12 protein-coding genes are annotated in these 20,915 nt (G+C 64.9%); 7 read left to right on the forward strand and 5 right to left on the reverse strand.

Going from position 1 to position 20,915, the window contains the following annotated elements; translation table 11 throughout:
• Positions 1-65 precede the first annotated feature (65 nt).
• Positions 66-953 (forward strand): DMT family transporter, encoded by an 888-nt coding sequence (locus tag ACQ4OD_RS14355; protein WP_430944476.1) that lies wholly within the window; start codon positions 66-68, stop codon positions 951-953.
• Here ACQ4OD_RS14355 and ACQ4OD_RS14360 read toward each other — a convergent pair whose 3' ends face one another.
• A complete protein-coding gene (locus ACQ4OD_RS14360; RefSeq protein ID WP_430944477.1) occupies positions 954-1,235 on the reverse strand; it encodes a SelT/SelW/SelH family protein in 282 nt (93 codons plus the stop codon).
• A gap of 66 nt (positions 1,236-1,301) precedes the next feature.
• On the opposite strand from ACQ4OD_RS14360, the gene ACQ4OD_RS14365 reads away from it, so the two are divergent.
• Positions 1,302-3,488 (forward strand): patatin-like phospholipase family protein, encoded by a 2,187-nt coding sequence (locus ACQ4OD_RS14365; protein ID WP_198754035.1) that lies wholly within the window; start codon positions 1,302-1,304, stop codon positions 3,486-3,488.
• Between the two features lie 93 nt (positions 3,489-3,581).
• Here ACQ4OD_RS14365 and ACQ4OD_RS14370 read toward each other — a convergent pair whose 3' ends face one another.
• Both ACQ4OD_RS14370 and recQ read right to left on the reverse strand, forming a co-directional pair.
• Positions 3,582-4,019, reverse strand: a complete 438-nt coding sequence (locus ACQ4OD_RS14370) for a MarR family transcriptional regulator (RefSeq protein ID WP_430944478.1) — start codon at positions 4,017-4,019, stop codon at positions 3,582-3,584.
• Between the two features lie 138 nt (positions 4,020-4,157).
• Entirely contained in the window at positions 4,158-6,305 is a 2,148-nt protein-coding gene (recQ, locus tag ACQ4OD_RS14375; protein WP_102684305.1) for a DNA helicase RecQ, read from the reverse strand.
• Positions 6,306-6,549: 244 nt separating this feature from the next.
• On the opposite strand from recQ, the gene ACQ4OD_RS14380 reads away from it, so the two are divergent.
• Together ACQ4OD_RS14380 and ACQ4OD_RS14385 are read left to right on the forward strand one after the other, a co-directional pair.
• Positions 6,550-7,137 carry a YecA family protein gene (locus tag ACQ4OD_RS14380; RefSeq protein ID WP_023630694.1) on the forward strand — a complete coding sequence of 196 codons (588 nt, stop codon included), beginning with the start codon at positions 6,550-6,552 and terminating at the stop codon, positions 7,135-7,137.
• An 8-nt stretch (positions 7,138-7,145) separates the two neighbouring features.
• On the forward strand, positions 7,146-7,511 hold the full coding sequence (locus tag ACQ4OD_RS14385; RefSeq protein ID WP_110701035.1) for a YbaN family protein: 366 nt from the start codon (positions 7,146-7,148) through the stop codon (positions 7,509-7,511).
• A 41-nt stretch (positions 7,512-7,552) separates the two neighbouring features.
• Here ACQ4OD_RS14385 and ACQ4OD_RS14390 read toward each other — a convergent pair whose 3' ends face one another.
• Positions 7,553-14,656 carry a retention module-containing protein gene (locus ACQ4OD_RS14390; RefSeq protein ID WP_430944479.1) on the reverse strand — a complete coding sequence of 2,368 codons (7,104 nt, stop codon included), beginning with the start codon at positions 14,654-14,656 and terminating at the stop codon, positions 7,553-7,555.
• A 489-nt stretch (positions 14,657-15,145) separates the two neighbouring features.
• On the opposite strand from ACQ4OD_RS14390, the gene ACQ4OD_RS14395 reads away from it, so the two are divergent.
• From ACQ4OD_RS14395 to ACQ4OD_RS14405, 3 genes are all read left to right on the forward strand, one after another.
• Positions 15,146-16,519 carry a TolC family outer membrane protein gene (locus ACQ4OD_RS14395; RefSeq protein ID WP_102684321.1) on the forward strand — a complete coding sequence of 458 codons (1,374 nt, stop codon included), beginning with the start codon at positions 15,146-15,148 and terminating at the stop codon, positions 16,517-16,519.
• A 77-nt stretch (positions 16,520-16,596) separates the two neighbouring features.
• Positions 16,597-18,732, forward strand: a complete 2,136-nt coding sequence (locus tag ACQ4OD_RS14400) for a type I secretion system permease/ATPase (protein ID WP_198754058.1) — start codon at positions 16,597-16,599, stop codon at positions 18,730-18,732.
• Positions 18,733-18,788: 56 nt separating this feature from the next.
• A complete protein-coding gene (locus ACQ4OD_RS14405; RefSeq protein ID WP_198754033.1) occupies positions 18,789-20,144 on the forward strand; it encodes an HlyD family type I secretion periplasmic adaptor subunit in 1,356 nt (451 codons plus the stop codon).
• A gap of 66 nt (positions 20,145-20,210) precedes the next feature.
• On the opposite strand, the gene ACQ4OD_RS14410 is transcribed toward ACQ4OD_RS14405, so the two are convergent.
• Positions 20,211-20,810 (reverse strand): tRNA-uridine aminocarboxypropyltransferase, encoded by a 600-nt coding sequence (locus tag ACQ4OD_RS14410; protein ID WP_198754032.1) that lies wholly within the window; start codon positions 20,808-20,810, stop codon positions 20,211-20,213.
• Between the last annotated feature and the right edge of the window lie 105 nt (positions 20,811-20,915).

Raw genomic sequence — 20,915 nt, forward strand, 5'->3', positions numbered from 1 at the left:
TCTTTTTTTTCTTTCTTCTTCCCCCCCAGGGCCGGTAAAGGAAACCTCACACTCTAGGGACCACCATGAACCACCGCACCGCCCTCGGCGCCCTGCATATCGGCGCGCTGTTCTTCGGCCTGACCGGCGTCTTCGGCAAACTGGCCGCCAGTGCCAGTCCTACGATCATCGTCTTCGGCCGGGCCATGTTCGCCGTCCTGGCCCTGGGCCTGTTCGCCGGCCTGGCGCGCCAGGCCTGGCAACCACTGCGCGGCCAGGACCTGCGCCGGCTGCTGCTGGGGGGTGTGCTGCTGGCCGGGCATTGGGTGAGCTTCTTCATCGCGGTCAAGGTCGGCGGCGTGGCCATCGCCACCCTCGGCTTCGCCAGCTTCCCAGCCTTCACGGTGATCCTCGAAGGCTTGTTGTTCCGTGAACGCATCCGCCGCAACGAGGCTGTGCTGGTGCTGTTGGTGAGCATCGGCCTGGTGCTGGTCACCCCCGCCTTCGACCTGGCCAGCGAGGCCACCGGCGGGCTGCTCTGGGCGTTGCTCTCAGGCCTGCTGTTCTCGCTGCTGTCGCTGACCAACCGTGCCGGTTCCGGGCGCCTGCCCGCCGTGCAGGCGGCGCTGTGGCAGAACCTGGTGGTGAGCCTGTGCCTGCTGCCGTTCGCCGCGCCGGGCCTGACTGCCGTGGCGCCCATGGACTGGCTGTGGATCGCCCTGCTTGGCATCTTCTGCACCGGCGTCGCCCACAGCCTGTTCGTCGCCAGCCTGGCGGTGATCAAGGCGCGCACCGCCGCGGTGGTGTTCGGCATGGAGCCGGTCTATGGCATCGCCGTGGCCTGGGTGGTGTTCGCCGAACAGCCAACCCTGCGCATGCTCGCCGGTGGTGCCTTGATCATCTTCGCCATCGTCCTGTCCAGCCGTCTGGCCGCCGAGCAACCCACCCGGCAGTCCGTGGCCGAAAGCGCCTGATCAGCGATCGTTGTGACCCAGGTCGCGCTGCGGATCGATCTGGTCACGCACCCGCTGCTTGAGCGCCTTGGCCTCGGGGAAGCCGCCGTCAGCCTTGCGCTCCCAGATCTGCACGCCGTCGCAGGTGATGCGGAATACCCCGCCGGTACCAGGTTTCAGGGCGACCTGGCCGAGGTCGTCAGCGAAGGTGCTGAGCAACTCCTGCGCCAGCCAGGCGGCGCGCAGCAGCCATTGGCACTGGGTGCAATAAGTGATGACAATTTGTGGCTTGCTGTCGGCCATGTCGGGGAACTCCGTAGGAAGGGCCGCTTATACTAGCGGTCTTTACCCTCTGGTTTGAGACTCACGATGCGCCGCCTGCTGTTCTGCCTCCTGCTGATGCTCACTTCCATCACCTTGCATGCCGCGGAAACGGCGCGGCCGAAAATCGGCCTGGTGCTGTCGGGCGGTGCCGCCCGCGGCCTGGCCCATATCGGCGTACTCAAGGCCCTGGAGGAACAGGGCGTGCGCATCGACGCCATCGCCGGCACCAGCATGGGCGCGGTGGTCGGCGGCCTGTACGCCTCGGGCTACAGCATCGCCGAGCTGGAGAAACTGGCCACCACCCTGGACTGGCAACAGGCCCTGTCCGACGCCCCGCCGCGCAAGGACGTGCCGTTCCGGCGCAAGCAGGACGACCGCGACTTCCTGGTCAAGCAGAAGCTGAGCTTTCGCGACGACGGTAGCCTGGGCCTGCCGCTGGGCGTGATCCAGGGCCAGAACCTCGCCCTGCTGCTGGAAAGCAAGCTGGCCCATGCCGCCGACGTGCGCGACTTCGACAAGTTGCCGATCCCATTTCGCGCCGTTGCCACCGACATCACCAGTGGCGAGAAAGTGATCTTCCGTCGCGGCCACCTGCCGCAGGTGATCCGCGCCAGCATGTCGATCCCGGCAGTGTTCGCCCCGGTGGAACTGGACGGCCGGCTGCTGGTGGACGGCGGCATGACCGACAACATCCCGCTGGACGTGGTGCGCGAGATGGGCGTGGACATGGCTATCGTTGTCGACATCGGCACCCCGCTGCGCAACCGCAAGCAATTGGCCACGGTGGTGGATGTGCTCAACCAGTCGATCACCCTGATGACCCGGCGCAACTCCGAGGAGCAACTGGCCAGCCTGCGCCACGAAGACATTCTCGTCCAGCCGCCGCTGTCCGCGTTCGGCGTCACCGACTTCGGCCGCGCCCAGGACATGATCGATGCCGGCTACCGCGCCACCCGCGCCCTCGATCCGCGCCTGGCGGCGCTGCGCCAGCCCGAGGGCGACAGCAACCTGGCGGTGGCGCGCTCGCCGAAACAACGCACGCCGATCATCACGGCCATCAAGGTGGAGAACGACTCCAAGGTCAGCGACGACGTGGTCCGCTACTACATCCGCCAACCGATAGGCGAGCCGCTGGACCTCGGCCGCCTGCAGACCGACATGGGCACCCTCTACGGGCTGGACTACTTCGACCAGGTGCAATACCGCGTCGCGCACAAGGGCGATGAACATACCCTGGTGATCAGCGCCCGCGGCCGGCGTGGCGGTACCGATTACCTGCGCCTGGGCCTAAACCTGTCGGACGACCTGCGCGGCGACAGCGCCTTCAACCTTGGTGCCAGCTACCGGGTCAACGGCATCAACCGGCTCGGCGGCGAATGGCTGACCCGGGCCCAGATCGGCGACGACCAGGAGCTGTACAGCGAGTTCTACCAGCCGCTGGACGTGGGCTCGCGTTACTTCATCGCCCCCTATCTGGCCCTGGGCTCGCAGAATGTGGAGGCCATCCTGGACAACGACCCGGTGGCCGAATATCGCCTAGAACGCTACGGCTTCGGGCTCAATGTCGGGCGGCAGATCGGTACCTACGGCGAGGTGCGCCTGGGCGCGGGCAAGGCCTGGGGCAACGCCGAGGTGCGCATTGGCGACCAGGACTTGCCCAAGGTCAGCTTCAACGAGGGTTTCTACGAGCTCAAGTACTCCTTCGACACCTTCGACAACGTCTACTTCCCGCACAGCGGCGAAGACATCGGCCTGACCGTGCGCAAGTACGACAAGTCGCTGGATTCGGACCAGAACTACCGGCAGTGGCTGTTCAACCTGGACAAGGCCATCAGCAGCGGGCCGAACACCCTGGTGCTGGGCGGGCGCTACGGGCGCACCCTGGACGATGCCGAGGTGGTCACCTCAAGCTTCGTGTTCGGCGGGGCACGCCAGCTATCGGGCTTTCGCCAGGACTCGATCTCCGGGCAGAACATGAGCCTGCTGCGCATGGTCTACTACCGCCGCCTGACGCCACGGGCCTACCTGCCCCTGGACTTCCCGCTGTACCTGGGCGGGTCGCTGGAGCGCGGGCGGGCGTGGAACAACGACAACGAATTCGACAGCGGCTACATCAATGCAGCGAGTATCTTCCTGGGGCTGGAAACGCCGCTGGGGCCGTTGAACCTGAGCTATGGCGCCAACGATGCGCATGAGAAGGCGGTGTACCTGAACCTGGGGCATACCTTCTAAGCGGCAAGCGGCAAGCTTCAAGCCCCAAGAAAAAGCGGATCGCGTAGGTACACAGATCCGCTTTTTCTTGAAGCTTGAAGCTTGCAGCTGCTGTCAGGACTTCTCGAGATTATCGAGAATCTTCGCATGCACGCGCATGCACACTTCCAGGTCGGCCTCATCGACCCCGGTGAACAACTCGAGCCGCAACGTATTGGCGATGGTCTCGATCTGGTCGATCAGCGGCTTGGCCGGCGGGCACAGCAGGATCTTCTTGGCCCGACGGTCTTCCATCACCGCCTGGCGGCGCACCAATCCCTGGCTTTCCAGGCTGTCGAGCAGGCGCGCCAGGGTCGGGCCCTCGACGCCGACGCTCTGGGCCAGCTCGCGCTGGGTCGGCGCCTCCTCGAACCTGGCCAAGTGCAGCAGCACCAGCCAACGGGCTTGCGACAGGTTGAGCCCGGCCAGGCGGCGATCCAGCTCGGCGCGCCAGCCTCGGGACATCTGGGCCAGCTGCATGCCGAAGCGGTGTTGGTTGTCGGTCAGGGGCATAAGTAACTCAATGAATAGAACTAATTATTAGCCAGCTAACCATGGCCCGACCGATCAGGCAAGGTTCGACGCCACGGAAATGACTGATAATCATGTAAGGGTATGACAAAGGTCAGCAAATGGCACAAATGCCGGCAATCACACACCGAACTCCACGGCAAGCGCCGCCCGCACGCAGTGCAGCACACCTTCCGGCACCCGCTGGCCGAACAGCGGTGCCACAGCGGACACCGCAGGCAGCTCGCCCTCGCCGTCGAGGAAGGCGTCCTGCACTTCCATCATCAGCTCTTCGGGCAGGTCCAGTGCCTGCTCCAGGCTCAGCTCCTGGCGGCCGATGGCCTCGGCCAGCAAGCTGTAGACGTTCTTCTCAGTGCAGTTGAGTTGCCCGGCGATCTGTGCCGGTGTCATGCCAGCGCGGGCCAGGCTGACCAGTTCGTGGCGTAGGTCGAGCACCACCTTCGGCGCTTCATCGGTGCCACCGGCGCCATTAAGCACCTCAAGGAAGGCCTGGCCGTAGCGCTCCAGCTTGCGCGCACCGACACCACTGACCTGGGCCATGTCGCCGAGGCTGGTAGGCATGCTGCGCAGCATCTCCAGCAAGGTGGAGTCGGGGAAGATGACATAAGGCGGCACGCTGTGCTCTTCGGCCAGCTTGCGCCGCAAGGTGCGCAACGCCTCCCACAATTCGCGTTCCTCGGCGCGCACCAGCTGGCTGGCCGGGCTGCCGCCACTGCCGCCGGACGCCTTGGCCGCGGTCTGCGGCTTGAGGTCGCGGCGCAGTTGCAGGTTCACCTCACCGCGCAACAGTGGTCGGCAGCTGTCGGACAGGCGCAGGCCGCCATAGCCTTCCAGGTCGATGTCCACCAGGCCACGCGCCACCAACTGGCGGAACAGCGAGCGCCATTCGGCCTCGGCCAGCGTCTTGCCGACGCCGAACACCGACAGTTTCTCGTGGCCGAAATTGCGCACCTTCTCGGTGTCCTTGCCCAACAGCACATCGACCAGATGGCCGACACCATAGCGCTGGCCGGTGCGGAACACTGCCGACAAGGCCTGGCGCGCGGGCTCGGTGGCGTCCCAGGTCTGCACATTGTCGACACAGTTGTCGCAGTGCCCGCAGGGCTGCTCCAGCACCTCGTCGAAATAGGCCAGCAATGACTGGCGACGGCAACGGGTTTCCTCACACAGGGCCAGCATGGCGTCGAGCTTGTGCTGTTCGATGCGTTTATGCCGCTCGTCGCCCTCGGAGTTCTGCAGCATCTGCTTGAGCATCACCATGTCCTGCAGGCCGTAGGCCATCCAGGCGTCCGACGGCAGGCCGTCACGGCCGGCACGGCCGGTCTCCTGGTAATAGGCCTCGAGCGACTTGGGCAGGTCGAGGTGAGCGACGAAACGCACGTTGGGCTTGTCGATACCCATGCCGAAGGCGATGGTCGCGACCATGATCAGCCCTTCCTCGTTGAGAAAGCGATGCTGGTTGGCGGCGCGGGTCTCCGCAGCCAGGCCGGCGTGGTACGGCAACGCCGGGAAGCCCTGCTCGCAGAGGAAGGCCGCGGTCTCGTCGACTTTCTTGCGCGACAGGCAATAGACGATGCCGGCGTTGCCGCGCCGCTCGCCGAGGAACGCCATCAACTGCTTGCGCGGCGCCTCCTTGGGCACGATGCGGTAGAAAATGTTCGGTCGGTCGAAACTCGACAGGAAACGCTCGGCGCCCTGCAGGTGCAGGCGCTGGACGATCTCCTCGCGGGTACGCATGTCGGCGGTGGCGGTCAGGGCGATGCGCGGCACATGGGGGAACAGCTCGGCAAGCTGGCCCAGTTGCAGGTATTCCGGACGGAAGTCGTGGCCCCATTGCGAGACGCAGTGGGCCTCGTCGATGGCGAACAGGGAAATGTCCAGGCCACGCAGGAAGTCCAGCATGCGCGGCTGCACCAGGCGCTCGGGGGCCAGGTACAGCATTTTCACCTCACCGCGGCGCAGGCGCCCGGCCAGGTCGCGCTGCTGCTCGGCGCTGAGCGTGGAGTTCAGCGCAGCGGCGGCCACGCCCAGCTCGTCGAGGGTGGCGACCTGGTCGTCCATCAGCGCGATCAGCGGCGACACCACCACCGTCAAGCCGGGGCGCAGCAAGCCGGGCACCTGGAAACACAGGGACTTGCCGCCACCGGTGGGCATCAGTACCAGTGCGTCGCCGCCGCCCGCCACACATTCGATGATCGCTGCCTGGCGCCCGCGGAAACTGTCGTAACCGAAGACATCCTTGAGGACGCGCTGAGCCTGTTCGAGCATTTGCCACTCCAAAATCGCCGTACCATCCTGGACTCAGGCTGGACGATAAATCCGCCGCGCACACACCGAATGCGTAAGCGGTTTTTGCCGGATGGCCGCAAAACGCCACCTGGCACGAAAAACCGCGGAGTATACCCGACTGCCGCGCCCCCCGGCATGCCCCGGTGACGGACGTTCCCTTTGCCCCGCGAGCGCCGCAAGGTGCTAGAATTCAGCATCGTTTATTCCCCAAGGTAGCCCTGTAATGTCCTTCGCCGAGCAACTGACCCGCCTGCAAGCCTTCCTCGACGCCGATGAGCTGCACGAAGAAGCGCTGGACTACGTCGCCGCCCACGGCTACCTGACCGCGCTGTCGATCTGCTCTGAAGAAGTTCCAGAACGCGAATGGATCGATGCGCTGTTCGCCGAAGAACCCCATTACGCCAGCGATGCCCAACGCACCGAGATCGAGGCCACCCTGGTCGCGCTCAAGGGGCACATCGCCCGCCAGTTGGCCAGCGACGAGGAATTCGACCTGCCTTGTGAGCTTGACCTGACCGAAGAGCCGGACGACTCCGACCTGCGCGGCTGGTGCATCGGCTTCATGGAGGGCGTGTTCCTGCGTGAAGAGGCCTGGTTCGAGAACGCCGAGGAAGAAGTCAGCGAAATGCTGCTGCCGATCATGGTCGGCTCGGGCCTGTTCGACGAACAACCCGAGTTTGCCGACATTGCCGGCAACGCCAACCTGCAGGACGACATGATCGTGCAGATCCCCGAGGCACTGAGCGCGTTGTTCCTGCTGCTGCACGCCCCCGAAGAGAAGCCCGCCCTGCTCAAGCCACGCCACCACTGACCGAGGTGGTGCGCTACCTGCTGCTGGCCGTCGGCTGGCTCAGCGTCGCGCTGGGGGTGGCGGGGATCTTCCTGCCGGTATTGCCCACCACCCCGTTCCTGCTGCTGGCGGCGGCCTGCTTCGCCCGCAGCTCGCCGCGTTTTCACCACTGGCTGGTGAACCACCCGAAACTCGGACCGTGGATACGCGACTACCTCAGCGGTGAGGGGATCCCGCTCAAGGGCAAGGTGTATGCGATCGGCCTGATGTGGGCGAGCATCGGGCTGTCCTGCTACCTGGTGCCGTTGTTCTGGGCGCGGGCGTTCATGCTGACCAGCGCGGTACTGGTCAGTGCCTGGATCCTCAAGCAGAAGACCTTGCACCGGCCACAGTGACGCCATCGCGGGGCGGACTTGCCCCGCGATGCGCTGCTGGCTTACACCGTATCCACCTTCAACGAGTGGTCATTGAGCATGCCGTTGATGATGGTCGCGGTGTCATGCCCGGCCGCGATCAGCCCCCCTGCCCCGGCCGAAACGCCATAATGCTGCGCCAGGTCCACCCCAGCCAGGTCGATGGTCTGGGTCGGCGCCGCGCCGGCGACGCTGCTGACCTCGATGGTCGACACCACATTGGTGCCGGTGCCACTGATCTTGAAGTGCAGGTAGTCGTCCAGCGACGCACTGGTGGCGTTCTCGCCCTGTAGCAGTTGCGACAGATCCAGACGATCGCTGCCCGGGGTGAAGTCGGTCACGGTGTCGTGCCCGGTCTCGCCCTTCTGCCAGACAAAGCTGTCATTGCCACTGCCGCCGGTGAGCGTGTCGTTGCCCGGCCCGCCAATCAGGATGTCGTTGCCGGCACCGCCCTTGAGCACATCGTTGCCCACGCCGCCGTTGAGCAGGTTGTCACCGTCATTGCCGGTCAGGGTGTCGTTGTAGTCCGAGCCGATCAGATTCTCGATACCGCTGAGGGTGTCCAGCCCGGCACCGACGGTGTTCTGCTGCCCGACATGGCCAAGGTCCACGGTCACGCCGGCGGTGGCCTTGGCGTAGCTGGCAGTGTCATTGCCGGCTCCGCCGTCGAGCAGGTCGTTGCCAGGACCAACGATCAGCAGGTCGTCGCCATCACCACCGTGCAGGCTGTTGTTGCCCGCCCCCGCCACCAGCACATCATTGCCGGCGCCACCGTTGAGGGTGGTATCGCCGGCCCCGGCCAGCAGTACATCGTCACCGCCGGTGCCGGTAAGGGTGTTGCCGGCCTGGTAAGTGATATCCACCGCTCCGCTGCCGTTGCCGCCATGGTTGTCGCTGACGGTGTAGCTGCCGTGATAGTCCTCGTTGCTGGCATTGCTGTAGTCCACCACCAGGCTCAGCTTGTAGTTCTCGGCAGCCTTGCTGTTGCCAGCGGCGTTCTCGGTATTGATCACATGGATGCTGTACACCCCGTCATGGGTGGCCGTGAAGCTGCCGCCGTCGACGATGGACTGGTAGCTGCCGCCGGCATCCTTCCACTCCATCAGCAGGTTGCCCGCGGGCCGGTCATGGTCGAGGGTCAGGGTTTCGCCCTTGCGCAGGGTCACCGTCAGGGTGTCCTCGTCGTTGGCATTGGCGGTGCTGATCGAGCCCAGGTAACCAGCCACCACCAGGGCAGCGGTCATGCTGCCGTTGAGGCTGGTGAACTCGCTGCGGGCCAGATCGCGCAGCTGGTTCTCGGCCTTGCTGGCGGTGGCATCGAACTTGATGGTCTGTGCCTGGGTGCCCACCGTGAAGCCCGCACCCTTGTCGGCGAAGTTGGTATTGAAGGTGGTCGGCGCGGCACTCAGGGTGTCGTGGTCCGGATCGCGGTCATTGGCCAGCAGCGCCTCTGCCGGCACCATCAGGGTGGCGCCCTTGATATTGGTGATGATGTGGTCGGCACCAGCGACCGGCGCGCCATTGCTGTTGATGTTGATCGTCAGGCTGGCACTGCGAGTATCGCCGTCGTTGTCGCTGGCGGTGAAGCCGAACTTCTCCACCTGGCCGCTGCCGTTGTCCTTCGGTGGCGTGTAGGTGAACTCGCCGCTGTCCATGTTCACCACCAGGGTGCCGCCCAGGCCGGTCTTGATGTTCAGGCTGTTGCTCACGGTGTCGAAGGTGGCTTTGTCCACGCCGCCGCTGGCCGCGTAACCGCCCTGCCCAGCATTGGCCTTCGGATCGTAGGTGTAGGTGGTGCCATCGACCAGGAGCGCCTTGATGAAGCCGCCATCAGCCCCGAAATCACCGCCACTCATGAGGCTGCCGGTAATCGGTGCGCCCTGCACCGTGCCGGAGAGCACCGCGCCTAGCTGGCTGAGGTCGGTGACCACCACCGAGTTGGTGTCGGTATGGCTGCTGCCGTCGTAGGCCAGTGGGTCGAGGTTGCCCTCGTTGACGCCGCTGCCCATGCCGATGGCGTAGGACTTGATGCCGTTGCTGTCGAGGAAGGATTCCCAGGCGGCTTCCCGTGGCGCGGTCATGGCATGACCATTGGTGGGCTCACCGTCGGAGAAGAAGTAGCTGATGTTCTGCGCGCCCACCAGCTTGCCCGTGGTGGCGAAGGCTTCCTGGGCCTTGGTCGCTGCCGAATCGTAGTAGGTCGAGCCGCCTGGGCTGAGCCCGGCGATCAGGTTCTTGGCCTCGCTGATCGTGACCCACACCGGGGTCTGCACCTGCGCACCGGTGCCGAAGGTGACGATCTGCACCTTGATGTCGCCCATCTCGTCGTACTTGTCGAGCAAGGCATTGATCGCCTGCTTGGCCAGTTCCAGACGGGTCAGCCCCGGCACGCCGGAGCTTGCCGCCATGCTGCTGGACACATCCACCACCAGCAGGATGTTGGAGTCCACCTGGCCGGGCGTGATGCTGCGCACCGCGCACTGGACCGTCGGCACATCGTCGACGATGTTGATGGCAATGGTGCTGGTGACGCTGTTGCCCAAGGCGTCGGTAGCCTTGTAGGTGAAGTACTCGTTGACGGTGTTGGCGCCGTCGTTGGCACCACCCGGGGTCTTCGGCGCCGAGGTCAGGGTATAGGTGTAGGAACCGTCGGCATTGAGCTGGATCTGCCCGTACTGGCCCACGGCATTGCCGACCAGGCTGTAGGTCAGTGCGCCGACGCCGCCCTGGACCGACCCCACCAGGCTGCCAGAGGCTGTCTCGCCAGTGGAACCCGGCTCGCTGCCGGTGACGGTGCCGGCGGCCAGGTCATTGCCGTCCTTGTGCAGGTCCAGCGCTTTTTCGTACACGGTGACGTCGTTGTCCTCGCACGCCACCAGTTTGCTGTCCTGCACATTGATGCGAATGGTCGTGGTGCTCTCGTCGCCGTCGGCGTCACGGATGGTGTAGACGAAGCTGTCGGTCGCGCCGGCGGCCGGCACGCTGTCGGGGTTGGCGTGGTAGGTGGCGTTGCCCTGGCTGTCCAAGGTCAGGTAGCCATACTGGCCGACGATGGTGTCGCCGACATGGCCGATGGCCGAGGTCGAGGTGTCGGAGCCGGCGCGCACACCGACCACGTACTGCCCGTCGGCACGCACATCGGCGCCGACCACATCGTTGTCCAGCACGTTGCCGCTGACGCTGGCGCCCTCCTTGACCGAGGCCACGTCGCAATGGGCCTTGGGCACGTCATCGACGATGCTGACCACGATGGTACTGGTGGTGGTGTTGCCGAGCGAATCCTTGACCTGATAGGTGAAGCTCTCGGTGACCACGTTCGGGCCATCGTTGACGTGGTTGGGCGAGTTCGGCGCCGAGGTCAGGGTGTAGGTGTAGGAACCATCCGCGTTCAGCTGGATCTGGCCATACTGGCCGGTGGCATTGCCGACCAGGGTGAAGGTCAAGGCGCCGATACCGCCGCTGACCGAGCCTGCCAGTGAACCGCTGGTGGTTTCCGTGGTGGCGTGCGGGTCGCTGCCGGTGACGTTGCCCGCAGCCAGGTCGTTGCCATCCTTGGTCAGGTCCAGGGCTTTCTCGTAGACCTTGGCCGTCTCGTCCGGGCAGGCCACCAGCGAAATGTCGTGCACATCGATGGTGAGGGTGGTGGTGCTTTCATCGCCATCGGCATCGCGGATGGTGTAGACGAACACGTCCGTGGCACCGGCTGGCGCCACCGCATTGGGGTTGGCGTGGTAGGTGGCATTGCCCTGGGCGTCGAGCGTCAGGTAGCCATATTGCCCCGCCACGTTGCTGCCCAGCTGACCAATGGCCGAGGTCGAGGTGTCGCTGCCGGCACGCACGCCGACCACATACTGCCCATCGACACGCACATCGGCACCAACCACGTCGTTGACCAGCACATTGCCGCTGACCGTGCCGCCTTCGTAGACATTGACGAAATCGCTATGGGCCTTGGGCACGTCGTCGACGATGCTGACCACAATGGTGCTGGTGGTGGTGTTGCCGAGCGAATCCTTGACCTGGTAGGTGAAGCTCTCGGTGACCACGTTCGGGCCATCGTTGACGTGATTGGGCGAGTTCGCCGCCGAGGTCAGGGTGTAGGTGTAGCTGCCATCACTGTTCAACTGGATCTGGCCATACTGGCCGGTGGCATTGCCGACCAGGGTGAAGGTCAACCCACCGATACCGCCGCTGACCGAGCCTGCCAGCGAACCACTGGTGGTTTCCGCACTGGACTGCGGATCGCTGCCGGTGACATTGCCCGCTGCCAGGTCGTTGCCGTCCTTGGTCAGGTCCAGGGCTTTCTCGTAGACCTTGGCCGTGTCATCCGGGCAGGCGACCAGGGAGTTGTCGTGCACGTTGATGGTGATCGTGGTGGTGCTTTCGTCGCCATCGGCATCGCGGATGGTGTAGACGAACACGTCCATGGCACCGGCCGGTGCCACCGAATTGGGATTGGCGTGATAGGTGGCATTGCCCTGGGCGTCGAGCGTCAGGTAGCCATATTGCCCCGCCACGTTGCTGCCCAGCTGGCCGGTGGCCGATGTCGAGGTGTCGCTGCCTGCACGCACGCCGACCACATACTGCCCGTCGGCCCGCACATCGGCGCCGGTCACATCGTTGACCAGCACATTGCCGCTGACAGTGCCGCCTTCGTAGACATTGGCGAAGTCGCTGTGAGCCTTGGGCACGTCGTCGACGATGTTGATCACGATGGTGCTGGTGGTGGTGTTGCCGAGCGAATCCTTGACCTGGTAGGTGAAGGATTCCGTCAACACATTCGGGCCGTCGTTCACGTGATTCGGCGAGTTCGGCGCGGAGGTCAAGGTGTAGGTGTAGGTGCCGTCCGAATTCAGTTGGATCTGGCCATACTGGCCGGTGGCGTTGCCGACCAGGGTGAAGGTCAGCCCGCCCACGCCACCGCTGACGGAACTGGCCAACGAACCGCTGGCCGTCTCGCCGGTGGAGCCCGGTTCACTGCCGGTAACATTGCCACCGGCCAGGTCGTTGCCATCCTTGTTCAGGTCAAGCGCTTTCTCGTAGACCGTGACCTCGCTGTCAGGCCCGGCGATCAGCGAGCAATCGCGCACGTCGATGGTAATGGTGGTGGTGCTTTCGTCGCCGTCACTGTCACGCACGGTATAGACGAAGACATCCGTGGCGCCCGCCGGAGCGACGGCGTTGGGGTTGGCGTGATAGGTGGCGTTGCCTTGGGCATCGAGGGTCAGGTAACCGTACTGGCCCTGGACCGGATCGCCCAATTGGCCACTGGCCGATGTCGAGGTATCGGAGCCGGCTCGCACACCCACCACATAACGACCATCGGCCCGCACGTCCGCGCCGGACGTATCGTTGTCGAGCACATTGCCGCTGACCGTGCCGCCTTCGACGACGTTGGCCGCATCGGGATTGGCCTTGGGCAGGTCGTCGATGATGTTCACGTCCAGCGAGCCAGTGGCCGTGCTGCCATCGGTGTCCGTGGCGGTGACGGTGAAGTGCTCGGGCAGGCTGTTGGCGCCGTCGCCGCTGGCGTGGTTCTCGTTGTCCAGCAAGGTGTAGCTGTAGCTGATCACACCCGTGGCCGGGTTGAAACCGGTGATGGTCAGGGTGTTGCCCAGCGCAGTGGTGATCGACTGCGGGAAACTTGCCGCCACGCCGCCACTGACCACGGTGATGCCGCCGACGCTCAAGGTCTGCAGGCCATCGGGCGCCGCCACCGTGAAGGTGCCGCTCTGCGTCAGCGCACCGGGATTGGGCGCACTGCCGTCGGCCAGGTTCTTCTCGTAGACGGTCAGCTCGCCGCCATTGACGTCCAGCCCGCCGAGGGTCACCGGGTCATTGAGGTTGCTGACGTTGAGGGTCAGGGTCGCGGTGCTGGTGTCGCCGTCGGCGTCTTTCAGGGTGTAGGTAAAGTTCTCCACCCCACTGCCGCCACCGTGCAGGTTCTTGAAATCCGGATCGTTGGTATTGAGGGTGTAGGTGTAGGAACCATCCGCGGCCAGCACCAAGGTGCCGTAGGTTCCGACGAAGGTACCGGCCACCACCGGGCCGCTGGGAATGCGGTCCGCGCCCTGGATATCGTTGGTCAGCACATTGCCGCTGAGTTCCAGATGCTGCTCGGTAGCGGTGCTGGCATTGCTGTCGTTCACGGCGCGTGGCACGTCGTCACGGACGATCACGTCCAGCGTGCCGCTGGCCACATCGCCATCGGTATCGCTGACCAGCACCGGGAACTGCTCGCCCAACGTATTGGTCCCGGCACCGTCCGGATGATGTTCCGCGCCGGTCAGGGTGTAGCTGTAGCTCACCACCCCCGTGGCCGGGTTGTAGCCCGTGATGGTCAGCACATTGCCGAGCCCGGTGACGATGGACTGGCCGACGCCGGTCACCACGCCTGCGGTGACCACATTGATGCCACCGACACTGAGGTTGAACACGCCATCGGCGGCAATCACCGTGAAGCTGCCCGACTGGGTCAAGACCGCAGGATTGCTGGCCGAGCCCTGGGGCAGGTTCGCCTCGTCCAGGATCAACTCGGCCGGGCTGACATCCAGGCCGGTGAGGCTGACCGGATTGTCGGCGGGTGGCGCGCCGGCCGGCAGGGGCGCCGCGTCATTGCCATCGAGCCCACCAAGCTCGAGATTGGCCAGCAAAGGGAAGCCGTTGAAGCCCGCCGTAGGGAAACCAATGGTGGGATCCACCCGACCGGCCACCTCGGTCAGTATCACGAAACTGTGGCCGCCACCGAGCGCACCCGACACGCCACCAGGGTTGCCACCCGCCGCGGTCGCTTCGGCTTCCTGCGTGGGGTCGGCGCCTGCGGCAATGGCTTTTTGCAGTTGCTCGACGTCACTGAGCTGGGCGTTGCTGGGCTGCGCGTCCGGCGCCTGTACATGAGGAGCGCGATCGGCCAGCAGGTCGGGGGTCATCTCCAGGCTGCTGCCACGGCCCAGGGTCAGTTCGGCACCGTTTTGCAAGCGCACCGCCACCGCGCCCTCGCTCCCGGTCTCCAGTTGCTCGCCGGCGAACAGGCGATCCCCTTCCACCAAAAGACGGCGATGACCGTCATCGCCCACCGCGAATACCTGGCCGACTACCTTGCCGACCACACCGACTAATTTAGCCATGAGCGTACGCCTCCCCTGCCGATGGGCTTTTCGCAGATCAAGGCGTGCCGGGTAATGTGCGCAACGGTCCAAGTGCCATGGTTGTTGGAACCACTGCTGTCACGTTCGTGAGAAACCACGCTCCCTGTGACGACTGCCGCGATAGTGAACAGGGCGAATGGCCATTATTCAGTGCCATTTTTTTGTCGCCAAATTCCGCTTTCGCCTTCCTCCCCTGTCTCCTTAGCTGCAAAAAATCTGGAACTTTCACCAAGGCCCGAAAATCGCCTGTCCCAGCCAATTCCCGTAACCACCTGAATGAAACAATGTCCCGGATTCCTTAGACCGCATAAGTTTTTTTTCGCATATATCTTATGAAAAAATCTTCTTAGCTCGCCCGACAAATGTTCTTAGCTCTGTTGTTACAAACCTGAAACGGTTTGATTCTAATTTTTCGTCATTTTTTTGGCGAATAGCAGGACATTATTCAAGACCAGGGAGATGTACCCCATGCGCGCTTTAACCCCCATCACCAGTGCGATTTTGTTGGCCATGGCGTGTGCCAACAGTCAGGCGATGTCGATTACCGAGGCTGTCCAGAACGCCGTGGACCAGCATCCCGAGATCAGCGCCAGCCGCAACAGCAGGCTGTCGGCCGACGAGGATGTGAAGTTCGCCCGCGGGGGGTACTACCCAACCGTCGATCTGGTCGCAGGCTACGGCCGGCAACGTTCGGACAACACCAACACCCGCGGCTTCAACCCGGACGGCACGCGTAACCACAACAAGGAAACGCTCAACTACACCCAATCCGAGCTGCGTCTGCGGCAGATGCTGTTCGACGGCTTCAATACCTCCAACGAGGTCGCCCGCACCGAAGCGGTGGCCACCTCGCGTGCCTACTACACCCAGGCCACCGCCGAGAGCATCGCCCTGCGTGCCATCGAGGTCTACCTCGAGGTACTCAAGCGCCGTGAACTGGTAACCCTGGCCAAGAACAACCTGCAGGCCCACCTGCGGGTCAACGACCAGATCGGCCTGCGCAGCGAACGCGGCGTGGGCAGCACCGCCGACCTCGACCAGTCCCGCGCCCGTCGCGCCCTGGCCGAAAACAACCTGGACACCGCCGAGGTCGACCTGGCCGACGCCGAGGCCAACTTCTACAGCGTAGTCGGGCGCCTGCCCGATGAACTGGAAACACCCGTCACGATCAAGGGCGAAGTGCCGGGCGACCTGCTCAATGCCCGCCAGGGCATGCTGGAGAACAACCCCTACCTCAAGTCGGCGCAGGCTGATGTGCGCTCCGCCGAGCAGCAGTACGAAGTGGCCAAGTCGCCCTTCTACCCACGCCTGGACGCGGTGCTGGCCACCGGTGCCAACAACAACCTCGGCGGCCAGAAAGGGCATGACAACAATGACTGGCAGGCCGGCGTCGAGCTCAGCTACAACCTGTTCCGCGGTGGCAGCGACAAGGCCCGCCTGCAGTCGGACGCGCACAAGATCAACCAGGCGATGGACATCCGCAACAATGCCCTGCGCGAGCTGAACGAAAACCTCAGCCTGGCCTGGAACGCGATGAACAATGCCCGCAAGCAGACCCCGAGCGCCCGCGAGTACGCCGAGACCACCCAGCGCGTGCGCGCCGCCTACCAGGACCAGTTCGGCCTGGGCCAGCGCACCCTGCTCGACGTGCTCGACAGCGAGAACGAGTTGTACAACGCCAACCGTCGCTACACCGAGGTGCGCTATACCGAAGAGTTCTCCATGTACCGGGTACTGGCGACCATGGGCGAGCTGCTGAGCAAGCAGCGTATCTCGCTGCCGCCGGAAGCCATCGCCAAGACCGAAGTGCGCAACGAGGCGAAATTGCCTGACATGCGTTAGGTTCTGACGAGACAAGGGATTTTTCGCCAGCGCCCATTTCCCGTCCACCGCGGCAGGAGTAGGCCATCGTGACCAGTATGCAAAGCGCGCAACCGCGCCTGGATGTTGATGATCCGTTGCTCGATGGCCTGCTGATCCTGTGCAAGCTGCATGGCTGCATGGCCAGCCGTGCCAGCCTGTGCAGCGGCCTGCCACTGGCAGAGCAGCGCCTGGGGCTGGGCCTGCTGCCCCGCGCCGCCGCGCGCGCCGGGCTTCAGGCTCGTGTACTGCAGCGTGCCCTGGACGCCATCTCCCCGCTCAACCTGCCGGTGCTGCTGATCCTCAATGACGGCCGCAGCGCCGTGCTTCAACGGTGGGGTGAAAACGGCCGGGCATTGCTGCTGCCATGCGAGGCCGAAGGCGGTGAGCAGTGGGTCGAGCGCGAAGCCCTGGCCGAGGCCTACAGCGGCCAGGCCCTGTTCGCCCGCCCACGGCATACCCTGGAGGACGTGCGCGCGCCGCTCATCCCGCGGGTCAACGCCTGGTTCCGCGACACCCTGCGCCACTCCCGCTGGCTGTACAGTGATGCCCTGCTGGCCAGCCTGCTGATCAACCTGCTGGGCCTGATGGTGCCGCTGTTCGTCATGCAGACCTACGACCGCGTGGTCCCCAACCAGGCGCTGTCCACCCTTTGGGTGCTGGTCGCCGGCCTGTTCATCGGTACCGCCTTTGAACTGGTGCTGCGCATGGTCCGTGCGCACCTGCTGGACCAGGCCGGCAAGAAGACCGACCTGATTCTCTCCGCCACCTTGTTCGAACGCATCACCGGCATGAGCATGAAGGCGCGCCCGACCACCATCGGTGGCTTCGCCCAGAGCATCCATGACTTCCAGGGGCTACGCGAATTCCTCACCGCAGTGACCCTGACCAGCATCATCGACCTGCCGTTCGTGGCCCTGATGCTGCTGGTGATCGGCCTGCTCGGGGGCTGGCTGGTGGTGATCCCGCTGATCGCCTTCCCGCTGGCGGTAGGCCTGGCGCTGTTCATCCAGGTGCGCCTGCGCGACACCGTGCAAAAAAGCCTGAGCCTCGGCGCAGTGCGCCAGGCGCTGCTGATCGAGACCCTCGGCGGCCTGGAAACCCTCAAGGCCTGCGGCGCTGAAAGCGAACGCCAGTACCAGTGGGAACACACCAACGGCGCCATCGCCCGTCTCGACGCCCATGCCCGCAACCTGTCGTCGCTGGCCAGCAACGGCACCCTGTTCATCCAGCAGTTCTGCGGCATGGCGACGATCGTCGCCGGGGTGTACAGCATCATCGCCGGCAACCTCAGTGTCGGCGCGCTGGTGGCCAGCTACATGCTCGGCAGCCGGGTGCTCGCCCCGCTCGGCCAGATCGCCGGGCTGATCACCCGCTACCAGCAGGCCCAGCTGACCATGCGCAGCACCGATGCCCTGATGAGCCTGCCCCAGGAGCGGGAGGCCGAGCACCAGGCGCTGGAACACACCGCGCTGCAAGGTGGCATCACCATCAACCACGCCACCTTCCGCTATGCCGGGCAAACGGCGCCAGCCCTCAACGACGTGAGCGCCACCCTCAAGCCGGGCGAACGCATCGGTATCATCGGCCGCAGCGGCTCGGGCAAGAGCACCCTCGCCCGGCTGTTGATGGGCTTCCATCACCCCGACGAAGGCCAGGTGCTGCTGGACAACCTCGACCTGCGCCAACTGGATATCAGCGACCTGCGCAGCCAGCTCGGCTACGTGGCACACGACCTGCCGCTGCTGGCCGGCAGCCTGCGCGACAACCTCACCCTCGGCGCACGGCACGTCAGCGACGCGCGCATGCTCGAGGTGGCCGAACTGACCGGCGTCAGCGAGCTGGCCCGCCAACACCCGCAAGGCTTCGACCGCCCGGTGGGCGAGCGCGGCCAGCTGCTCTCCGGCGGCCAGCGCCAGGCCGTGCTGCTGGCCCGGGCCCTGCTGCTGGAGCCGCCGATCCTGATACTCGACGAGCCCACCAGCCACATGGACAACAGCAGCGAGGAACAGCTGCGCCAGCGCCTGCTGAACTGGGTGCCCGGCAAGACCCTGCTGCTGGTCACCCACCGCACCTCGATGCTCAGCCTGGTGGACCGGCTGCTGGTGCTGGACAACGGCAAGATCGTTGCCGACGGGCCGAAGGATGCGGTCATCGACGCGCTGCGCAAGGGCCGTATCGGCGCGGCGCTGTGAACCAACACTCTTGAATCCCTGTGGGAGCGGGCCCCGGCCTGCATCGGAGGTAGAACATGCCCATCAGCCACAGCGTGCGCAGCTACCTCCAGGGCGGCGACAGCCGCGCCGAACGCGACTATATGCCAGAGCTGGCCGGCGCCACCCTGCAGGAATCCCCCAGCCTGTCACGGCTGACCGTGTGGCTGGCGGCGATCCTGCTGCTGGTGGCACTGGTCTGGGCCAACTTCGCGGTGCTCGACGAAGTCACCGTCGGCGAAGGCAAGGCCATCCCGTCGAGCAAGGTGCAGGTGGTGCAGAACCTCGAAGGCGGCATCGTCACCGAGATCTTCGTGCGAGAGGGGCAGATGGTCGACAAGGGCGCCACCCTCCTGCGCCTGGACGACACGCGCTTCAAGTCGAACAAAGGTGAAAGCGAGGCCGACCGTTACGCACTCAGCGCGCAGGTGGAACGCCTGTCGGCCGAGTCCGAAGGCCGCCCCTTCGTGCTGTCGAGCGAAGTCCGCGCCAAGGCCCCGCAGGTGGCCGAGGACGAGGCCGCGCTGTACGAATCACGCCAGCGCCGCCTGACCAGCGAGAAGCAGACCCTCAATGAACAGCTGCGGCAGAAGACTCAGGAGCTGGCCGAGTTCCGTTCCAAGGTCGACCAGTACCGCTCGGCGGTGGGCTTGTTGCAGCAAGAGCTGGACATGTCCTCGCCGCTGGTGAGCAAGGGCGCCATCTCCCCGGTGGAGATCCTGCGCCTCAAGCAGCGCAGCGTCGAGGCGCGCGGCCAGCTGAATGCGACCAACCTGGCCATACCCCGCGCCGAGGCGGCGATCGCCGAGATCCGCAGCAAGATCCAGGAATCGGACGCGAGCTTTCGCTCCGACGCCGCCAAGGAACTCAACGACAAGCGCACCGAACTGTCGAAGATCACCGCCACCAGCATCGCCATCGACGACCGGGTCAACCGCACCACCGTGGTGTCGCCGGTGCGCGGCATCGTCAAGCTGCTCAAGGTCAACACCATCGGCGGCGTGGTGCAGCCCGGCAGCGACCTGGTGGAGATCGTGCCGATCGAGGACAACCTGCTGATCGAGGCCAAGGTACGGCCGCAGGACGTGGCGTTCCTGCATCCTGGACAGACCGCGATGGTCAAGTTCAGCGCCTACGACTACACCATCTATGGCGGGCTCAGGGCCAAGCTGGAACTGATCGGCGCGGACACCGTCACCGACGACAAGGGCAATGCGTTCTACCTGATCCAGGTGCGCACCGACAAGAACCATCTGGGTGGCGACAACAAGCCGCTGCTGATCATCCCGGGGATGGTCGCCACGGTGGACATCATCACCGGGCAGAAGAGCGTGCTGGACTATCTGTTGAAGCCGGTGATGAAGGCCCGGACCGAGGCCTTGCGCGAGCGCTGACCGCGATCTGGATATCAGTGGGCGCGGGCTTGCCCCGCAATAAGGCCGGCACGGCCAACCAGTTGATCACCCCTGGCCGTGATTACGCTCGAAGGTTTCGGCGCCCATGGCTGCGATCTGCCCGTCGATCAACGCCTCGAACGGCCGCAACAACGCATCGAAGCCTGCAGGCGCTTCCAGTACGTTCAGCGCCTGCACGATCGCCTCGAGGGTGGATACGGCGCCCGGCTCAGGTGCCTTGCGCAACCGGTAGCGCGAAGGCAGGACCGCGCCCAGCGTCACCCGTGGCAACGCTTCCAGCTGCGGGTTCAGGTAGAGCATCTTGCGTGCCTTGCGCCAGGTACCGTCAGGTACGATCAGCAGCAACGGCAGATCATCACCCTGCCCGTATGCCTGCAAGACCTCTGCCTCATCACCTGGGAACAACAGGACCGGGCGATAACCCGGTGTCGCCAGCAAGGTCTCCAGGTCATCGAACACCTCGCCGATCCGCAGCTCGGCATTGACCAGCCCAAGGGCCGCCAGGCGCGCCGTGTTCAGGGCGTGGGCGGTTTCACTGGGGTGTTGCAGCACGACCACGCGGGTACGGCTGTCCAGGTGCGGGATCAGTGCGCAAAGGCAATGGGCGAGCGGGCGCTGGCAGCGCTCGCAGCGGGGTCTTGGCATGGGGGTCTCCGTTGGCGGAGGGATTTTGCCACAGGCTGGAAATTTGGGCCCGCTTTGCGGGCCTTTCGCCGGCAAGCCGGCTCCCACACCGACCGCGCAAACCTC

Origin of the sequence: Pseudomonas sp. WC1 (genome assembly GCF_050586565.1) — a bacterium.
Taxonomy (GTDB): Bacteria; Pseudomonadota; Gammaproteobacteria; order Pseudomonadales; family Pseudomonadaceae; genus Aquipseudomonas.

What these genes read in the sequence shown, in the direction of transcription:
- ACQ4OD_RS14355 (WP_430944476.1), top strand. Translation starts at nt 66, where the DNA reads ATGAACCACCGCACCGCCCTCGGCGCCCTGCATATCGGCGCGCTGTTC.
- ACQ4OD_RS14360 (WP_430944477.1), bottom strand. Translation starts at nt 1,235, where the DNA reads ATGGCCGACAGCAAGCCACAAATTGTCATCACTTATTGCACCCAGTGC.
- ACQ4OD_RS14365 (WP_198754035.1), top strand. Translation starts at nt 1,302, where the DNA reads ATGCGCCGCCTGCTGTTCTGCCTCCTGCTGATGCTCACTTCCATCACC.
- ACQ4OD_RS14370 (WP_430944478.1), bottom strand. Translation starts at nt 4,019, where the DNA reads ATGCCCCTGACCGACAACCAACACCGCTTCGGCATGCAGCTGGCCCAG.
- recQ (WP_102684305.1), bottom strand. Translation starts at nt 6,305, where the DNA reads ATGCTCGAACAGGCTCAGCGCGTCCTCAAGGATGTCTTCGGTTACGAC.
- ACQ4OD_RS14380 (WP_023630694.1), top strand. Translation starts at nt 6,550, where the DNA reads ATGTCCTTCGCCGAGCAACTGACCCGCCTGCAAGCCTTCCTCGACGCC.
- ACQ4OD_RS14390 (WP_430944479.1), bottom strand. Translation starts at nt 14,656, where the DNA reads ATGGCTAAATTAGTCGGTGTGGTCGGCAAGGTAGTCGGCCAGGTATTC.
- ACQ4OD_RS14395 (WP_102684321.1), top strand. Translation starts at nt 15,146, where the DNA reads ATGCGCGCTTTAACCCCCATCACCAGTGCGATTTTGTTGGCCATGGCG.
- ACQ4OD_RS14400 (WP_198754058.1), top strand. Translation starts at nt 16,597, where the DNA reads ATGCAAAGCGCGCAACCGCGCCTGGATGTTGATGATCCGTTGCTCGAT.
- ACQ4OD_RS14405 (WP_198754033.1), top strand. Translation starts at nt 18,789, where the DNA reads ATGCCCATCAGCCACAGCGTGCGCAGCTACCTCCAGGGCGGCGACAGC.
- ACQ4OD_RS14410 (WP_198754032.1), bottom strand. Translation starts at nt 20,810, where the DNA reads ATGCCAAGACCCCGCTGCGAGCGCTGCCAGCGCCCGCTCGCCCATTGC.